General features: G+C 38.5%; 20 protein-coding genes and 1 tRNA gene. 9 read left to right on the top strand and 12 right to left on the bottom strand.

Annotated features, from left to right (window positions below; genetic code table 11):
• Positions 1-37: 37 nt before the first annotated feature.
• From Q4D72_RS06295 to Q4D72_RS06250, 10 genes are all read right to left on the bottom strand, one after another.
• Positions 38-931 (bottom strand): M48 family metallopeptidase, encoded by an 894-nt coding sequence (locus Q4D72_RS06295; RefSeq protein WP_303076814.1) that lies wholly within the window; start codon positions 929-931, stop codon positions 38-40.
• 53 nt (positions 932-984) lie between these two features.
• Positions 985-2,016, bottom strand: coding sequence for a VWA domain-containing protein (locus tag Q4D72_RS06290; RefSeq protein WP_303076813.1), 1,032 nt, complete (start codon positions 2,014-2,016; stop codon positions 985-987).
• Between the two features lie 184 nt (positions 2,017-2,200).
• Positions 2,201-3,202, bottom strand: coding sequence for a VWA domain-containing protein (locus Q4D72_RS06285; RefSeq protein ID WP_303076812.1), 1,002 nt, complete (start codon positions 3,200-3,202; stop codon positions 2,201-2,203).
• Between the two features lie 15 nt (positions 3,203-3,217).
• On the bottom strand, positions 3,218-4,819 hold the full coding sequence (locus Q4D72_RS06280) for a hypothetical protein (protein ID WP_303076811.1): 1,602 nt from the start codon (positions 4,817-4,819) through the stop codon (positions 3,218-3,220).
• 153 nt (positions 4,820-4,972) lie between these two features.
• Positions 4,973-5,839: a DUF58 domain-containing protein gene (locus Q4D72_RS06275; RefSeq protein WP_303076810.1), complete on the bottom strand. Its 867-nt coding sequence runs from the start codon at positions 5,837-5,839 to the stop codon at positions 4,973-4,975.
• A 138-nt stretch (positions 5,840-5,977) separates the two neighbouring features.
• Positions 5,978-6,661, bottom strand: a complete 684-nt coding sequence (locus tag Q4D72_RS06270; protein ID WP_303076808.1) for a DUF6261 family protein — start codon at positions 6,659-6,661, stop codon at positions 5,978-5,980.
• Positions 6,662-7,067: 406 nt separating this feature from the next.
• The gene (locus Q4D72_RS06265) at positions 7,068-7,460 is read right to left on the bottom strand and encodes a hypothetical protein (RefSeq protein WP_303076807.1); all 393 of its coding nucleotides are present in this window, start codon (positions 7,458-7,460) and stop codon (positions 7,068-7,070) included.
• A gap of 31 nt (positions 7,461-7,491) precedes the next feature.
• Positions 7,492-8,493, bottom strand: coding sequence for a MoxR family ATPase (locus tag Q4D72_RS06260; RefSeq protein ID WP_303076806.1), 1,002 nt, complete (start codon positions 8,491-8,493; stop codon positions 7,492-7,494).
• A 176-nt stretch (positions 8,494-8,669) separates the two neighbouring features.
• Positions 8,670-9,893 (bottom strand): HD domain-containing protein, encoded by a 1,224-nt coding sequence (locus Q4D72_RS06255; RefSeq protein WP_303076805.1) that lies wholly within the window; start codon positions 9,891-9,893, stop codon positions 8,670-8,672.
• Between the two features lie 117 nt (positions 9,894-10,010).
• Positions 10,011-10,610 carry a DUF4254 domain-containing protein gene (locus Q4D72_RS06250; protein ID WP_303076804.1) on the bottom strand — a complete coding sequence of 200 codons (600 nt, stop codon included), beginning with the start codon at positions 10,608-10,610 and terminating at the stop codon, positions 10,011-10,013.
• A 157-nt stretch (positions 10,611-10,767) separates the two neighbouring features.
• Here Q4D72_RS06250 and Q4D72_RS06245 point away from each other — a divergent pair, with 157 nt between their 5' ends.
• The 5 genes from Q4D72_RS06245 (at position 10,768) to Q4D72_RS06225 (ending at position 13,940) form a co-directional block, all read left to right on the top strand.
• A complete protein-coding gene (locus Q4D72_RS06245; RefSeq protein ID WP_303076803.1) occupies positions 10,768-10,998 on the top strand; it encodes a hypothetical protein in 231 nt (76 codons plus the stop codon).
• A gap of 61 nt (positions 10,999-11,059) precedes the next feature.
• Positions 11,060-11,512, top strand: a complete 453-nt coding sequence (locus tag Q4D72_RS06240; RefSeq protein ID WP_303076802.1) for a copper resistance protein NlpE — start codon at positions 11,060-11,062, stop codon at positions 11,510-11,512.
• A gap of 63 nt (positions 11,513-11,575) precedes the next feature.
• A complete protein-coding gene (locus Q4D72_RS06235; protein WP_303076801.1) occupies positions 11,576-12,085 on the top strand; it encodes a GNAT family N-acetyltransferase in 510 nt (169 codons plus the stop codon).
• A gap of 62 nt (positions 12,086-12,147) precedes the next feature.
• Entirely contained in the window at positions 12,148-13,176 is a 1,029-nt protein-coding gene (locus Q4D72_RS06230) for a YeiH family protein (RefSeq protein ID WP_303076800.1), read from the top strand.
• Positions 13,177-13,259: 83 nt separating this feature from the next.
• Positions 13,260-13,940 (top strand): DUF4377 domain-containing protein, encoded by a 681-nt coding sequence (locus Q4D72_RS06225; protein ID WP_303076799.1) that lies wholly within the window; start codon positions 13,260-13,262, stop codon positions 13,938-13,940.
• A 128-nt stretch (positions 13,941-14,068) separates the two neighbouring features.
• Here the strand turns inward: Q4D72_RS06225 and Q4D72_RS06220 are convergent, their stop codons facing one another.
• Both Q4D72_RS06220 and Q4D72_RS06215 read right to left on the bottom strand, forming a co-directional pair.
• Positions 14,069-14,374, bottom strand: a complete 306-nt coding sequence (locus Q4D72_RS06220) for a hypothetical protein (RefSeq protein WP_303076797.1) — start codon at positions 14,372-14,374, stop codon at positions 14,069-14,071.
• A 221-nt stretch (positions 14,375-14,595) separates the two neighbouring features.
• The gene (locus Q4D72_RS06215) at positions 14,596-15,030 is read right to left on the bottom strand and encodes a retropepsin-like aspartic protease (protein ID WP_303076795.1); all 435 of its coding nucleotides are present in this window, start codon (positions 15,028-15,030) and stop codon (positions 14,596-14,598) included.
• A gap of 50 nt (positions 15,031-15,080) precedes the next feature.
• Here Q4D72_RS06215 and Q4D72_RS06210 point away from each other — a divergent pair, with 50 nt between their 5' ends.
• The 4 genes from Q4D72_RS06210 to Q4D72_RS06195 all read left to right on the top strand — a co-directional run bounded on the left by Q4D72_RS06210 (position 15,081) and on the right by Q4D72_RS06195 (position 18,221).
• Positions 15,081-15,842, top strand: coding sequence for a TatD family hydrolase (locus Q4D72_RS06210; RefSeq protein WP_303076858.1), 762 nt, complete (start codon positions 15,081-15,083; stop codon positions 15,840-15,842).
• 65 nt (positions 15,843-15,907) lie between these two features.
• On the top strand, positions 15,908-17,047 hold the full coding sequence (locus Q4D72_RS06205; RefSeq protein ID WP_303076794.1) for a 1-acyl-sn-glycerol-3-phosphate acyltransferase: 1,140 nt from the start codon (positions 15,908-15,910) through the stop codon (positions 17,045-17,047).
• The gene (locus Q4D72_RS06200) at positions 17,044-18,075 is read left to right on the top strand and encodes an asparaginase (RefSeq protein WP_303076792.1); all 1,032 of its coding nucleotides are present in this window, start codon (positions 17,044-17,046) and stop codon (positions 18,073-18,075) included. Before Q4D72_RS06205 ends, Q4D72_RS06200 begins: the two co-directional genes overlap by 4 nt.
• 58 nt (positions 18,076-18,133) lie before the next feature.
• Positions 18,134-18,221: transfer RNA gene (locus Q4D72_RS06195), tRNA-Ser, on the top strand.
• Positions 18,222-18,224 lie beyond the last annotated feature (3 nt).

Here is an 18,224-nt window from a genome sequence, read left to right as displayed (position 1 = left end):
AACATTGTCGGCTCTTTGTTTGGTGTTTCTTTTTTGATTACCAATCTTTTTCTGATTTTGAGCGAGTTCCTTTTACTTTTTGAGCGTTAATTTTTTCTTGTGTTTTTTGGTCTTCATTGTTCATTGCCTCCAAAATGCGTTCCATTTGCTGAGGCGACAGTGAAGACGGGCGATTTTGTCCTTTGCCTTCTCCATTCGGATTTTTGTCATCTCCTTCTTGGTTGGGGTCTTTTTGGTCTTTTCCTTGATTTTTGTCCTGCTTTTCTTTATTATCGCCTTGATTTTGCTTGTCTTTATCGTCGTTTCCTTTATTTTTATCGTTTTGTTTGTCTTTTTGGTCTTGTTTGTCCTTGTTTTGGTCTTTTTTGTCTTGATTTTCGTTGTTATTTTGATTGTTTTGCTGATTTTTATCGTCTTTATTTTGCTGATTGTCCTTATTATCTTTGTTTTCTTCGGGTTTTGGCGGATTTTTCTTTAACATTTCTTGTGCAACAGCCAAATTATAACGCGTTTGCTCATCAGACGGATTATTGCGAAGGGCTTCTTTGTAGGCTTCAACCGCTTTGTCATAAGTTTTTTCCTGCATAAAGGTATTACCCAGATTATGAAATATTTGATGTTTTTCTTCTCGGCTCACTTCATTGGACGTAGCTGCATTTTTCAGCCGAACAAAAGCCTCATTGTAGCTTTTTTGTTTGTAGTACATCGTGCCTAAATTGTACTGAGCCACGCCATTATCCTTGTTTTTGGCAATGGCATTGCGATAATCCACTTCGGCTTGTACGGGTTTATCATTTTTTAGCGCATCATTACCTTGATGAGTGTATTTTTTTGATATTTCTTTTGATTTTAACACCTCTTTTGACTCTTTTTGCTGAGCGAAAGAGAAAAATACGGTTAAAAATGCGATATATACTAAATTTCTTTTCATTTTTTGATTCAAAATAGGGTAATTCGTTTAAAATATAAGTATAAATGACTTCATTACGATTCGTTAAACAGATTTAATTTCTTAACCCAAAGCGTTTTTCGTTCAAAAATAAACAAATCTAAGAACAAAATGAGCAGAGCCCCTGCCAAAAACCACTGAAATTGGTCGTTGTAATCAACAAACTTCTGGGTTTCAAATTCGCTTTTTTCGGTTCCGTCCAAAATTTTACTAATTTCATCAACGGCTTGCTTGGTGTTGTCGCCATTTATGTACTTACCGCCCGCATTCTGAGCGATTTGCTGTAACAACTCACTGTTAAGCCGCGTGATGACAACCTCTCCGTTTCGGTCGCGTTTGTACGACTGCCCGTTTCCTTCCTTTATGGGAATGGGAGCTCCTTTTTCCGTGCCTACGCCAATGGTGTAGATTGAAATCCCTTGATTCATAGCCTCCGAAGCAATTTCCGTAGCCCCCATTTCGTGGTCTTCGCCGTCGGAAATGATAAACAACACGCGGGCTGTTTCCTGATTTTCATCGAAATAACTACTTCCCATTCGTATTGCCTCCTGAATTGCCGTGCCTTGCGATGAAAGCATATCGGTATTCATACTTTGCAGGAACATTTTCGCTGCCGAGTGGTCAGTAGTTAAAGGAAGTTGCGGATAAGCACTGGCGGCGTAAGCAACTATCCCGATACGGTCGCCTTTGAGTGTGTTGAAAGTTTCAAACACCAAACGTTTGGCTTTTTCCAGTCGGTTGGGGGCCACATCTTCGGCTAACATACTTTTTGATACGTCAATGGCAAAGACAACATCAACGCCTTCACGCTTAACGGTCTCAATTTTTGTGCCAATTTTCGGGTTTGCCAAAGCAACGCACAAAAGCACGATAACAACAGCCAGCAAAACGAACTTTACCCAAGGTTTGAAACGGGAATAATTCGGGGCGAGTCGTTTTAAGAGCCGTTCGTCAGCAAATTGTTTCTGTTTTTTGCGTTTTCGCAGTTGTGAAAGCACAAAAACAAGAAATAACACCCCTACAATGGGGATAAACCATAAATATATCTTTTCGTCAATATGTATCATACGGTGTGTTTTGAAATAAGATGTTACAATTTATATTGAAATCTTATAATTTTTCAGACTTATTTATTTTGTAATTACCATTTGAAATACGGTTGCAATCGTCAAACAGCTTTATTATATGGTGTAAGGCAATTGGTTTTAGTCTCAATCAGCAAGTGTTCAAGCTGTATATGATGTAATTTTGCTAAATTTCATTTCTAAGCAAGGTGTGTTTGAGCAAAAATTCAAGCAAAAGTAACAATCCTGCGAGAATAACCAGCGCTCGGAACTTCTCATCAACTTGGGTATATTTAAACTCTTCAACCTTTGTGGTTTCCATCTGATTGATTTCAGCGTATATCTCCTCTAATTTTTTGTTGTTTGTGGCACGAAAATAGCGTCCTTCGGTGGTTTTTGCGATATTTTTCATCAGTGCCTCATCGATTTCAACCTGTTGCATCCGATACATAATGCTCCCGTCGGCGTTAAGGGCATATGGCGAGAGCGCCATACCGTTTGTGCCGATGCCAATGGTATAAACCTTGATACCATATTCGGCTGCCAGCTCGGCGGCGGTCTGCGGGTCGATAAAACCACTGTTGTTCACTCCGTCAGTAAGCAGAATGATAACGCGACTTTTAGCTTTACTCTCTTTGAGACGATTAACGGCTGTTGCAAGTCCCATTCCTATGGCGGTTCCGTCCTCAATCTGTCCGTAAGTAAGCTCTTTAATGGCATTCAATATAATGGATTTGTCCGTGGTTACGGGCGTTTTGGTGTAGCTCTCGCCCGAATAGACAACCAACCCGATGCGATCAGAAACGCGATCCTTTATAAACTGCGAAGCTACCTTTTTTAGAGCCTCGAAACGGTTTGGTTTTAAGTCTTGTGAGAGCATACTTGCCGAAACATCGATTGCCATAACGATGTCAATGCCGTCCGTGACTTTGGTCTTTGCCGAATGCGAGCGTGTTTGGGGGCGTGCCAGTGCGACAATGATTAGTATCACGGCTAACGTTCGCAGTACAAACAAAAGATGGTGTAATTTATTGCTGAATGTTCCCGTCTTTTTGAAAGCTCCGGTTGTTGAAACGGTCAATGCGGCTTTTGATTTCTTGTTCCAAAAGAAATACCACCCAATCATTAAAGGTATCAGCAATAACAACCAAAAAAAGGACGGATTTGCAAAAGTTATAGTGTCAAACATACGTAATTCTCTTTATCAATCGGTTTTAAAATTTAAGGAATGGACTATTCGTTGTGCCATTTCGCTTGCTTGCACGGTATCAACATACGTAATGAGTAGTTGTTGTAATGCTCCATTCTGCGTGAAGCTATATAATTCATACTTAGCATCGAAAGATTTTTTGGTTTTGGCATCATTCAGTGTCATTTTGCCCGAAACTTTGATACCTGCTGCCCCGTTGGGTAACGTATAATCCTCTTTCAGGGTCGTAATGTTCTGAGCACCGGCAGCATCAAGCTGTGAAAGCACAATTTCGTTCACCATTTCGGGGTCAAGATTGAAATTCTGTTGTGAATCGGATTGTTTGAACGTAATAACACTAGTCATCACGTAAAATTCAGAATTAATCTGACCAAAATCAAACACGTATTGTTTATTTATAGCCTCTTCAAAGCCTTTAATATCAATTATCTGCCTACGTGAGAGTATCTTTGGCGAGCTAATCTCGGTAATGGGATACCCGTACTCACTTGTTACCCATTCACTTCGGCTTAATTTCTCGATAGAATGCCCCCCAAAGAAGTTATAAACAAGATAATACGTTAGCATTCCGATAATAAGAGCCGATAAAACACCGATTCCCGCCCCTATAAGGATTTTATGTCTGCGTTGTTTCTTTTGGAAAATTTCCGTGTTTTCAATGATTGTCGCTCCGTTTTCATCAGTAATTTCCGGAATTGCCCGTTTTGTCTTTACAACCACATCTTCAATAGTCTCACGATCATATTCTGCGGTGTGGTCAGCGGGCTTACTTTTGGCGAACTTCACCAAATCGGCGGTTTGCAATACCCTTTTCAGACTGGAAATCGTCTCATTTGAGAGTGAAAGTTTACCGCTATCTTGCAGAATGCGAATTTTCTCCAATAATTCATCACTGGTACTTTCCTTGGCGGAAATATGCACCTCATCTTCCAAGTATTCCCGAATAATGTCGGTCAGGTCAGAATAATATTCTTTGTGTTTCGACTCTATAAGGTATCTGGATTGCTGTAATTTTTTAAGCTCCTCGATGGCGCGCTCAAAGGGTGGCAGGTTTTTCAGACGTTCTTCCTCCGAAAGTCGTCGTTTGCGGAATATGAACAGATAAACCAACAACAGAATCAGGCAAATCAAAGCCAAAATCGAACCAACCCACAGCCATATGTTTATGCTTTTGGGCGGAACTACATCAACAATTGGTTTGATGTCATATAAGGGTTGCTTAATGGTGTCAACCACAACCGAATTTACGGCAATTTGAAGCGAATCCGTATAAAAATCCTTCGTGTTTACGCGGATTCGTTGTCGGGGTATGGTGTAATTTCCCGAATCGAATTGGGTGAGGGAATATTCCTTCTCTAAACGGAACTTTTCTCCTTTGGATAAGGTATCAACGGGCGTGGTTCGCACCATTTCCAAAGGGAAAAAGGTCTGACCATCAGGAAATACAACCGATTCTTCGCCCGATGTTTCCACCGATATTTTGTATTTTATCTGTTCTCCTATTTTTATCTCTTTGGTATCGGTTTCAACGGTGACTTCTTGTGCCTTTACAACCGAAACCAACAGCAATAGAGCATATAAAATCTTATTTTTCATTCTGATTCTTCATTATTCGTCAAAATTTCTCTCTAATTCATCAATCATTCTGTCTTATTCACTTAAAAAATATCCCCATTCATTATTCATTGTTAATTGTTCATTGAAAAATTTATCTGTTTCATTATTCATTGTTAATTGTTCACTAAAAAACTACCCCCTTCGTTTGAAATATCCTAATAGTTTTTGGGTGTAACTCTCATCACAACGACAACTTACGGTTCCCGCACCTGATTTCTTTAATAAATTCTCGAAATAAGCGACCGTTTCGCGGTAGTACTCTTCATATTGTTTGCGTGTTGTTGCCGACCCGGTGTTGATGGTCATTCGCTCGCCGGTTTCTGCGTCCTTCACCGTGATGTAACCCAGCTGCGGAAGCGTCATTTCCTTCTCGTCATAGACCCGAATGCCCGTAACGTCGTGCTTACGCGAGGCAATCTGAATGGGTTTTTCGTAATTTCGGTCCATAAAGTCCGATAACACGAAAACAATTGCCTTTTTCTTCATCACACTACTCAAAAACTGAAACGCTTCGGCTATGTTGGTTCGGTAACTTTTGGGTTTAAACTCGATAAGCTCCCGAATGATACGCAAAACGTGTGATTTTCCTTTCTTGGGAGGAATGTACAACTCAATTTGGTCTGAAAACAGAATGAGTCCCGTCTTGTCATTGTTTTGAAGTGCCGAGAACGCCAGCGTGGCGGCAATTTCGGTAATCATTTCACTCTTAAACTGATGCGAGGTGCCGAAAAGTTCGCTACCACTAACATCAACTATCAGCATAAGGGTCAGTTCGCGTTCCTCTTCAAATACTTTCACGAAAGGTTCGTTATATCGGGCGGTAACATTCCAGTCGATATTGCGAATATCATCACCATATTGATACGGACGTACCTCTGAAAACATCATTCCACGCCCTTTGAAGGTCGAATGATACTCGCCCCCAAATATATTGTCACTAAGCCGACGTGTTTTTATCTCAATCTTTCGTACTTTCTTTAATATTTCTTTGGTGTCCATTAGTAAATTTCATTTTGTTACCTTGTTTAGAAGGGAAAAGTGTGCATACTTACTGCATACCCCTCTGAGCGAAGTTAAAAACAACTCATTTTTTTGAAATATAACACCTCTCAGTTGGACAAACAGTGGTTTTACAGCCTATATCACACGTTGTTTATAGCGGGTGATGATGCTATTAATGTTATTGATACAGTTGGCGTAGTCGGTTTCACCTTCCACGATGGCAAGGGCATTGATGAGCTTCACCAACTGACGATATGCATCGTCGGTCTCTTTACGTGCGGACTTCATCGCACCCGTTTTATGCTCTTTCTTCTCTTCATAGCGTTCCGACATTCCTTTTACTACCTTGTCATTGATTTGTTTCAGTGGCGAAACAATCTTGTTCAGCCCCAAAACACTCACATCAGAGGCATATTTGGTCTCTAACTCCTCAATGAACTTCACAAGCAAGCCCGTTTGTTCGTCGAGCTTCATTGTAGTTTTTATGCCGTAGTCCTTAATCAGTTGCGAAAGTCGTTTTTGCGATGCCTTTACGTTCTCATCAGGAACAGAACCAAATGCAGCGACTGCGGTTTTGAACCCCATATAGAGCTTGTCACGCTCGCTATCGGCAGTTCTGATGTCATCGGTCTTAAAACTTTTCTTGGATTGGTTCATCGCCTCCTTTTCCTTGGCAACTGCCGTTTTGTAGGGTTCCAATCGCTTCTGAACCTTCTCAGAAACGAATGTATCTGTCTCCACGAAGTTTAAAACTTCACTGTGAAACACAAAATGTGCTCCGTTTGTAATTGTCCTTAGTGTTAATTCATTTATTTCCATAATAGTATTGATTTAATTATGTTGAATTTCTGTTTGTAACTCACTTCTACATTATCAAAAACCATACCAAATTTTTACATACTTGTTTGTTATTGTTTCAAAAACAGAATACGTACAAGCTGTTTGGTGTTTGTTTTTGGGTGTTGCCTGTTTATTTATAGTGTATAAATCATCTATTTTTGTTTGAAATCAGATTTTATATAGTCTATAACTAATTTGTTTTTGTATTTTGACAGGTAAAATATATCTTGTATTTAATATGTTTTATATTTTTACATATTTATATATAGATTATAATTTATCTGATTTTGTGTGTTAAATAGTTTGTTATAGTCTATAATTGATTTGTTTTTATGTGTGATGTAATGATTTATATGCTATAAAAAATCTATTTTTGTTTAGTATGTTATTCTAATACCCCTGTTTTTATCGCTTTGTCTAACTCGGCAAGACTCATATCTTGAATTTTTTTGAGTTTGTTTATCGAAAATAGTAAGACTATGATAAGTACGGGCAGTAAAAGGATAGAACGTATAAAATCCCATACTGAACCTTCATTGCTGTCGAGGCAAAATCGTTCTTCCATATTGAAGGTGTCGCTTATTTTTATGTTGAAACGCTCTGTAAATAGCTTGAAAAATGCCCGTATTTGTTCATCTTCAAACTCGAAAGTTTTGATGAGGGTCATATCGGGTGTGAAAACTTTGTATTTTTTGTCCGCGATGATGACTTCATCAAGAAAAGTATATAATTCCGGACTGATGCCGGTCTGCTCGGGTGTTGAAACAGGCGGTTTCATCAGAAAAACAATCCGATTTTATACCTTATTATTAAGGAACTTCAATAGTATTGACAATTTTGTGAATCATTTCAACCGAGGTAATGTTCTCGGCTTCCGCTTCGTACGTAATTCCGATACGATGACGCAACACATCGAACACAACCGCCCGCACATCTTCCGGAATCACATAACCGCGACGCTTGATGAAGGCGTAACATTTCGATGCCATCGCCAAATTGATGCTACCACGCGGCGAAGCACCGAAGTTAATGAGTGGTTTGAGTTCGGATAGGTTGTATTTCTCAGGGTAACGTGTGGCGAAGATGATGTCTAAGATGTATTTCTCTATCTTTTCATCCATATACACCTCACGTACGGCTTGTTGTGCGCGTAGAATTTGTTCGAGCGACACTGTTTGATTAACGATTGTTTGCGTATTGAGCAGATTGTCACGCATAATGCGTTGCTCTTCATCGAGTTTCGGGTAATCGATAACCGTTTTGAGCATAAAACGGTCTACTTGCGCTTCGGGGAGCGGATAAGTTCCTTCTTGTTCAACCGGGTTTTGGGTTGCCATAACCATAAACGGAGCATCAAGTTTGAAGGTCGAGTCGCCGATGGTTACTTGTCGCTCTTGCATAGCCTCTAACAAGGCTGATTGCACCTTGGCGGGGGCTCGGTTTATCTCGTCCGCCAGCACGAAGTTAGCGAAAATGGGTCCTTTCTTGATGGAAAATTCGTTTTGTTTGATGTTGTAGGTCATCGTCCCGATAACATCGGCGGGGAGCAGGTCGGGCGTGAACTGAATGCGGCTGAAACTGCCGTGAACTGCCTTCGCCAAGGTGTTGATGGATAGGGTTTTTGCCAGTCCGGGTACGCCTTCAAGCAAAATATGACCTTTTCCGAGCAGACCGATAAGCAAGGCGTTCACCATATGCTTTTGCCCCACGATTACTTTGTTCATTTCGGAGGTAAGTGCGTCAATAAAAACGCTTTCTCGTTCAATTCGCTCGTTGATTTGACTGATATCTACGGGTGTTTTGTGTTCCATAATTAAAATGATATTGTTTGTATGTTAAAAATTATAAGGTTATGTATATTTTGCCACGCAAGTTATAAAATTTTTCGCTGTTTTGTGTTAAAAAATTTCTAAAACTTTAAATTTATTGTCAGATGATAAAGTAAAACATATCGTAACGGAAAAAGGTTTCATTGGTAAAGCTTTAATTATAAGTCTTTTGGATAGCAAAGATAATGTTTCACGACGGGTTTTGACAATGCTTCCAGATTGAGCTGGTCAGAGGCTTTGACAACATCAATGATTTTTCCTTTTTTGGTCAGAATTTGTATGTTTTGTTGCTGTGCATTGTAAGCAGTGTTTGCTATTTTATCCGAAAACACGAAATATTCAGCCTCTTTCGGAGTTATTTCATAAACGGAAGTGACCTTTTCGTATAAAAGAAGGGTCTTTTCAATATCAAAAGGGGTGTTTTGTAGCTTGACTTTGGGCAAATCACGGTTTAAAAGCATTTTGCTTAGCTTTGAAATGATAAAATCGGGATGAAATTGCCATTCTTTCATCGCTGAAATGATGTCAGTGTCGTCTAAAAGTGCGAATTTATTGAGTATATCCTTACTAAATTGCTGTTTATTTATCTTATTTTGAATAAAAAACAATAATGCGTTTGACATCGGTAGGCTTTCCCCGCTTTGAACCAGTTCTTTGGCACGTTTTAATACTCTAATTAACAGTTGTTCTCCGGCAACGCTCGTTTTGTGAAGATAGACTTGCCAGTACATCAGCCGGCGTGCTACCAAAAATTTTTCAACCGAATAGATTCCTTTTTCTTCAACAACCAATTCATCGTTTCGCACATTGAGCATTGAAATGATACGTTCCGGATTGATGTTTCCTTCCGCTACGCCGGTGTAAAAACTGTCTCGTTTGAGATAGTCCGACCTGTCCATATCCAGTTGACTTGAAATGAGTTGATGCAAAAACGTACGCGGATAGCTTCCTTGAAAAATGGCGATGGCGATGTCCAATTTTCCTTTAAATTCGCGATTGAGTTCTTGCATAAACAGCAGTGAAATTTCTTCGTGAGCGATGTTTTCAACGATGCTGTGTTCCATTGCGTGTGAAAAAGGTCCGTGACCAATGTCGTGCAATAAAATAGCGATGTAAAGGGCTTCGGCTTCTTTGTCGGAAATAGCAACTCCTTTATAACGAAGGCTTTCTACGGCTTTCTGCATCAGGTGCATACAGCCCAAAGCGTGCTGAAAACGCGTATGTCTGGCACCGGGATATACCAAATAAGATAATCCCATTTGTGTGATTCGCCTTAAACGCTGAAAATAAGGGTGTTCAATCAAATCGAAGATAAGGCTGTTCGGGATGTGAATAAATCCGTGAACGGGGTCGTTGATGATTTTTAATTTGTTTCGTTTCACTTTCAAAAAATTGGGCTTGCAAACTTACGGAAAATGAGTGAACTTCACAAATAAAAACTTTGGCAAAAGTTGGTGTTTTGCCAAAGTCAGTAAATTTAAATAAACATTTCAGTGATGTTATTTTTTTCTTAAAATCGGGTTGAGTTCCTCGTCATTGTACATTTTCATCTGTTTGTACACTTTCATATATTTTTTGCCAAGTTCAATATCCTTTAATAATTGGTCAAGTGCCTCGGAAAGGTCTTTTTTCTGTTCCAAAAGAACGTTTAATTTTTCTTGACACTTAGCACGATGTTCGGGAGAGGCATCGGGGCGGTTTGCTTCTTCTTGCATATGATATATTTTTAAGGCAAGAATTGATAGGCGATCGATTGCCCACGCCGGACTTTCCGTATTGATAGTGGCATCGGGTAGGGGTTTTACATCCTTATGGAGATGTAAAAAATAGCTGTCGATATACTCCACGGTATCGGTGCGGTCTTGGTTTGAGGCGTCAATCTTACGTTTTAAATCTAAGGCAGTTACAGGATTTATTTCCGGGTCGCGGATAATATCTTCATAATGCCATTGCACCGTATCAATCCAATTTTTCCGATAGAGCAAATGCTCAATACTTGCGGAAGGATATGGGTTTTCAAACGGTTGATACACATTATCTAAAATGTGATATTTATGAATGCTTTCTTCAAAAATTTTAAATGCTTTTTGGCTAAACATAAGTGAATTATTTTTTTACAAAGATACAATATTATTTATAATACGTGTTATTTTTTTTTGGATATTTTCTGAATTATTAAATAAAGTTGCAAAAAATAGCAGAAATTAAGTGCTGTTTCAAATTATTTTATTAATTTTACGGTTCAATTGAAAAAAGATGAGTCAAGGATTTTCAAATTTTCGTTTTTTTCTTGAAAAATATGGTTTTGCGGTGTCGTCTCGTTTGTCTGAAAAACTGGGAATGCGCGCAAAAGATATTCGTATTTTTTTTATTTACGGAACATTTGCAACGCTCGGGGCGTGGTTTGGGATATATCTTTTACTGGCTTTCTTGCTGCGTATCAAGGATTTATTTTACACCAAACGCAATTCGGTTTTTGATTTATAGAAATGACGTATTTTTTGGAATGGTTTTTGTTGTTCATCACAAAATTAAATTTGAATAAACAATGAGAAAAATGTTTTTATTGGCGGCAAGCTTTGCCGTTTTTATGGCGTGCAAGAATAATACGCAAAACACAAATGATTCTGTTTCAGAACTTTCACAAGAGGAAATGATGGTAGATTCACACAATGCAGAAAATTCACTGGATTGGATGGGCACTTATAAAGGGGTCATTCCGGCGGCGAGCAGTCCCGGAATTGAAGTAACCCTCACTCTTTTTGATGACGGAACGTACCGAAAAACAGATGTTTACATAGACGAAAAAGACGGAACGTTTAAAGAAGAAGGCAATTTTATGTGGTCAGAAGACGGAAGCAAAGTGATTTTAACCTTAAAAGACGGTGAAAAACAGCAATATAAAGTGCAGGAAGGACGTGTGCTTTTGCTTGACCAAGAAGGTAATGAAATCACGGGTGAATTGGCTTCGCACTATATTTTAAACAAGGTGGAAGAATGATTTAATGTGTTTATAATCAATAAATAGTGATGTAATTATCACTATTTTTTTATTTATAAAGCAATGAATTTCAGAAAAGCGTCAATACAGGATTTTCAGGACATATGGCAACTTATTTTGTATGCCAAAAATGTTCGTAAGGCGGAGGGCAGTACGCAATGGCAAGATGGTTACCCCACTGAGCAAACCATTGAAAATGATATTCTTTCAGGAAATGGATATGTGTTTACGCAAAACGGAACCGTTTTGGGATATGTGGCTATTATTTTTGGAGAGGAACCAGCTTATGAGGCTATTGAAGGAGAGTGGTTGTCCCAATCTCCTTACGTGGTGGTACATCGGATGGCTGTGGCAGCCCAAGCCAAAGGAAAGGGATTGGGCAGCCAAATGTTGCAAAAAGCCGAACAATTGGCGCGCGACAATGCTGTTGAGAGCGTGCGTGTTGATACCAATTATGATAATTTTGCAATGCTGAAAATACTTGATAAACAAGGGTATACCTATCGGGGTGAAGTGTATTTCAGAGGTTCGGCTCGGAAAGCATTTGAAAAAATAATAAAATCCAATCCTTAAAAATAATTAATATTTTTGTAAAAAATGATAAATTTTGTACTTTTGTAAAAAATAGTCAAAATATGTTTAACGATAAGAAAAAAACAAAACATTTTTTCTTTGGGGTTTTAATAGTTCTACTGGTAACCATACTCGGTTTTTATTTAGATAAAACACATATTTTCAAATCCTTTGGGTTTAGCGGACTTACCTTAGCCATTGTTATCGGAATTCTATTGGGCAATACGTTTTATCCTAAAATAGCTCCGTTTTGTAATGAAGGTGTGGTGTTTAGCAAATCAAAATTACTCAAATTAGGGATTGTTTTATATGGTTTTCGGCTGACCTTTCAAGAGGTAGTAAGCATCGGATTTAAAGGGATTTTAATAGATTTCTTGATGTTGTCAACTACTTTTTTGTTAGCTTATTGGTTGGGAAACAGAGTTTTGAAAATTGATAAGCACATAGCTGTTTTAATCGGTTCGGGATGTTCAATTTGTGGGGCTGCGGCTGTGATGGCAACCGAACCGATAGTCCGTGCTAGATCGGAAAAAACAACCATAGCCATTGCCGTGGTAGTTATTTTCGGGACGATAGGTATATTCTTGTATCCTGCTATGTATCAATGGGATTTCTGGGGGCTTTCCGATGCTTCGTGGGGTGTTTATATGGGTGCGACCATTCACGAGGTAGGGCAGGTGGTCGCTGCCGGCGACATTGTCGGGAGTGCCGTTGCACCGATTGCCGTTACAACCAAAATGATTCGTGTAATGATGCTCGCCCCGTTTTTGATTTTTCTTTCGGCTTTGATGCAAAAAAACGAGTCAGTAGCGGGGCAACAATCACAAAAAATTACCATTCCGTGGTTTGCCGTGGGGTTTATATTGGTTGTGTGTATCAATTCGTTACAACTTATTCCTCAAAAATGGGTTGACTTATTTTTAACGCTTGATACTCTTTTGTTGACAATGGCTATGGCGGCGCTGGGACTAACCACTCATATTCGTGCTGTTAAACAAGCGGGTGTAAAACCTTTTGTTTTGGGTGTTTTACTGATGCTTTGGTTAGTTATTATGGGAGGCGTTTTTACAAAGTTGTTTGAGGATATTTGAATGTGATTTTGGCATATTATTTGATATAAATGCAACTAAAATAAGGAAATAATAAATTAAAAATTGATAAAAACTTTTAAAAGATGAAAAAAATTAAAAACATCGTTTTAGTGATGACCGTAATGGGAATGACATCGTGTGCAACTTCGTCAAAACAAGTTTATTGGGTTGCGGGTTCAAAGGCAGAATGTAGCGGAGGAGCCGGTAAAATGCAATGCCTGCAAGTGTCAAAAAATCCTGAATTGAGTAAAGCCAATTGGGAGTACTTTTATGCGCCCATAGAAAATTTTGTTTTTGAAGAAGGATTTTTAAAGAAAATAGAACTTTCACAAACCCAGTTAGACCCGAAAAACGTTCCTGCTGATGCGTCATCAATCAAGTACACAATGCTGAAAGAATTGGAAAAAATTACCGACCCAACCACCTTGTTAAACGGTAAATGGGTGCTTGAAAAGCTTAATGAAGAAACTGTAACGGTTCAGCTTCGTCCTGAATTGGAAATTCATTTGCAAGAAAATCGCATCAATGGAACGGGAGGTTGTAATTTGTATTTTGCAGATATAGAACAAGTTAATCCCAATACAATCCATTTTGGCGTTGTTGGTTCTACTCGAAAAATGTGTTTTGAGCCTCAAATTGAAAATCAATATTTTATGACCTTGGAACAAGTGAAGCAGTTTCAAATTGAGGACAATACGTTGGTTTTATCTGATAAAAAAGGAAAAAAATTACTCACTTTTGTACGAAAAAACGAATCGAATTAAATCAAGAGATTAAAAAACAAAAAAAATCAAGACTGTTTTATTGCAACGGTCTTGATTTTTTTGTTTTTCAGATTTTAAGGCGGAATTTGTAAGTTGAAAAGAATTAAAAATCCTTTTTAGTAAGAAACTTACTCCTCGTCATCTATTGAATCGTCAGGAATGTCCAAATTGCTACTTCCCAAGTCATCACTCTCGCCTGAAATTGAAAAATCGTCATCTTCATCAAAATTCTCCATCGTGTCAGCCAAGCGGGTACTTACCTTGACCAAGTAAATGGTATCGTCGGTTCGTACTTCCAAGGCTTCAACCGTTTCATTTTTTGCGTTTTTGAAGCGAATTACGTCATCATCGCCATATCCGTCCGGATATTTTTCAACCAACATTGATAAGATTTCGTTTGTAAGTTTCTTATAATCAACTATTACACGTTTCATACTTCATTTTATTTTTAGGGCGCTAATGTACTTCAATTTTTATAATTACAAAATAAAAATACTGAAAATATATCCACAAAATACGCGACCGATTTTTACGTAAATGAATTATGTGTTATTTTTAAGTTATGTATTTGTAAATTAATGTTTTATAATTATTTTTGTAAGAAGTATCTTAAAGTAACATTCGTTTTTTCGGTCTAATTTTTATTGATTAAAAATTATTTCAGAAAAACGCGTTTTTTTGGATAATCAATAATGGCTTTGCCTTTTTTGAGTATGTCAGCACCGATAATTCCGTGTACGGGGGCAATATTATGCTGAATAAGCGCGTTATTCACGTGCGTGAGGTCAAACAAAACGATGGTTGCCCGAGGGTGTATCCACTTACCGATTTCAAGAATGTTTTTTCGTGAAATTTGAGTGTCCATTTCGCTGGCGCCTGCACCTGAGGCTTTTATTTCGGAATGTTCCACGTTTAATTTAAAATAGTCGCTGTTTTCAATGCCTAAACAGGTGTTGGAAGCGCCGGTATCTAAAATAAAGCGCCCTTCGATGCCGTTAATTTTCGCTTCGATGGCAAAATGTTGTGAAACGGTGTGTGTTAAGGCAATCGAAACATAGCCCTGCCCGGTCAATAATTTTTTTAAAGTCATTATATTTTTATATTTTTGCAAACATACAAAATATTTACATTATAATGATAATTACCGATACGCACGCACACCTTTATAGTGAAGCTTTTGATGAGGATCGACACGAAATGATACAACGTGCTATGAATCAGGGGGTAACACGCTTTTTTATTCCTGCCATTGATTCAAAATACACCCAACGGATGTTCGCATTAAAAGAAGAATATCCTGATAATGTGTTTTTAATGAACGGGTTGCATCCGTGTGATGTGAAAGAAAATTATGAAGAAGAATTGGCACACGTTGAAAAATTGATGCAGCAACATTCGTTTTGTGCCATTGGTGAAATCGGAATTGATTTGTACTGGGACAAAACTTTTTTTAAAGAACAACAGGAAGCATTTCGCCGACAAATACGATTGGCAAAACAACACAATTTGCCCGTTGTTATTCATTGCCGGGAGGCTTTTGACGCCATTTTTGAGGTGCTTGAATCGGAAAAAGACGAAAAACTTTTCGGGATTTTTCATTGTTTTACCGGAACCGAAGCGCAAGCCCGCCAAGCCATCGGTTATAATTTAAAGTTAGGAATTGGCGGTGTGGTTACGTTTAAAAACGGAAAAATAGATACTTTTTTGCATAAAATTGATTTGGAACATATCGTTTTGGAAACCGATTCGCCCTATTTAGCGCCCGTTCCGTATCGTGGAAAACGAAATGAAAGTGCATACATTGTTAAAGTTTTAGAGAAAGTTTCGACCCTCTATAACCTTACCAAAGAGCAAGTTGCGTACATAACCACTGAAAATGCTAAAAAAATTTTTAAGATTTAGTATTGTTTTATGAAAAAAAAATCGTTTCTTTGCTATTCGTTACAAACATAAATAGGAATACTACTGTGGATTATTTCAAATCAATTCGCCCTTATTATGATCGTGAAGTAGCCGATGTGTTGCACAAAATAAAGGATCATTCATTTATAAGAGCGTTGTTAGCTTACGGGTTTCCGGAGCTTTCGGAAGATGAAAGGTTGCAATTGTTGTTCTCTTGTGAGTCCATTTTTGATTTTCAACATAAGATAATGTACAAAGTGGTAAAAAAAGCAACGGAGAAAAGCATCACAGAGTTTACTTATGAAGGATTTGACAAACTGGACACGCAAAAAGCCTATGTGTTCATTTCTAATCATCGGGACATTGTGCTTGATACGTCGCTTTTGAATGTAACCTTGCACGATTATGATTTGCGGATGACCACTTCGGCAATGGGTGATAATCTCATTCAGAAGGAGTATTTGCGAAAATTGGCAAAACTGAATCGTAACTTTGTTATTTTTAGAAATTTGCCGCCACGTGAAGCCTTGGAACATTCAAAATTAGTTTCGGAGTATATTCGTCATTGTGTAGTTGAGGAAAAACGTTCGGTTTGGACGGCACAGCGCGAGGGGCGCACCAAAGACGGCGATGACCGCACACAGCAGGGCGTTTTGAAAATGCTTTCGTTGGCAACCCCCGAGGGAAGTACTACATTGCAGTATTTCAAAACGTTGAATATTGTGCCGGTGTCAATCTCGTATGAATTTGACCCTACTGATATGCTTAAAATACCGGCGCTGGTGGCGCAATATTATGGTGTTGAGTATGTAAAGTCAAAAAAAGAAGATTTTGAGAACATTATACAAGGTTGGTTCGGGCAGAAGGGGCGTGTGCATATTTCCGTTGGGAAACCTTTAAATGAGGAACTTACGGCTATTGAGCAGGAATATACACATATAAACAGACAGTTACAAGCCTTGGCGGAAATGCTGGATAAAGCCATACATAAATTATATAAACTTTTTCCGGCGAATTACATAGCGTACGATTTTTTAAACAGTACCGATACCTATAAGGATTATTACAACGAAAAAGAAGTACGCCAATTTGAACGGCGAATACACAATCGTAGTAAGTCGGGCAATGCGGTTTCACAGAAAAAGTTCTTGGAGATGTATGCTAATCCGGTGAAAAATAAACACAGTTATCAATTAGGAGAATGAAAACCGAAGACTCAAAAATATTGCTGATTTACACCGGCGGCACCATCGGGATGGTTAAGGATTATCAGACTGGTGTGTTGCGTGCTTTTGAGTTTGAGAACATATACCATCGCATTCCGGAGCTGGCGCATTTAGATTGTGTTATTGATTCGGTTTCGTTTAAAAAGGCAATTGATTCTTCGGATATGAATCCGCAACATTGGATTGACATAGCCGAAATTATTGAAAAGAATTACCAAGCCTATGACGGTTTTGTGGTTTTGCACGGAAGTGATACGATGAGTTATTCGGCTTCGGCGCTTAGTTTTATGCTTGAAGGGCTTTCTAAGCCGGTGATTTTTACCGGTTCGCAGCTTCCGATAGGTGATTTGCGCACCGATGCCAAAGAAAATTTAATCACGTCAATTCAGTTGGCAGCCTTGAAAGAAAACGGCGTTTCGGTGATTCAGGAAGTTGGTTTGTACTTTGAGTATAAATTATATCGAGGCAACCGAACCACGAAAATTAATGCTGAGAATTTTCAGGCATTCGTTTCGATGAATTACCCAACCCTTGCTGAAAGCGGTGTTCATTTGAAAGTGTTGAAAGAGAATTTGTTGTCGCACAAAAATAACTCAAAACTTACGGTCCGGAAAACGTTTGAGCAAAATGTAGCCGTAGTAAAATTGTTTCCGGGCATTACCGAGCAAATTTTAAACGGGTTTTTTAATATTCCGAATTTGAAGGCGGTGGTTTTGGAAACTTACGGTTCGGGTAACGCACCCACCGAGCAATGGTTTTTGGCGAGCATAGAAAAAGCCATCAAAAAAGGGATACATATAGTTAATGTAACTCAATGTTCCGGCGGAAGTGTTATTTTAGGTAAGTACGAAGCCAGTGAATACCTTAAAAAGTTAGGAATTATAAACGGAAAAGACATAACAACCGAGGCAGCCATCACAAAATTGATGATTTTGCTGAAAAAAAACATACCAGATAATGAGTTGAAAGTCAGGTTTGAAGAAAATATTTGTGGAGAAATTTCATAAAAAAACTCTTTTTTTCTTTCCTAATACAAAAAAAATTCGTTATTTGGCATTCTCAAACAGAGAGGTGTCCGAGTGGTTGAAGGAGCACGCCTGGAAAGTGTGTATACGTCAAAAGCGTATCGAGGGTTCGAATCCCTTCCTCTCTGCGA

The organism is Capnocytophaga sp., assembly GCF_030532915.1.
In the GTDB taxonomy this organism is placed as follows: Bacteria; Bacteroidota; Bacteroidia; order Flavobacteriales; family Flavobacteriaceae; genus Capnocytophaga.
The sequence above is the reverse complement of the archived record's forward strand: the minus strand, read 5'-3'. Positions and strand labels throughout refer to the sequence as shown.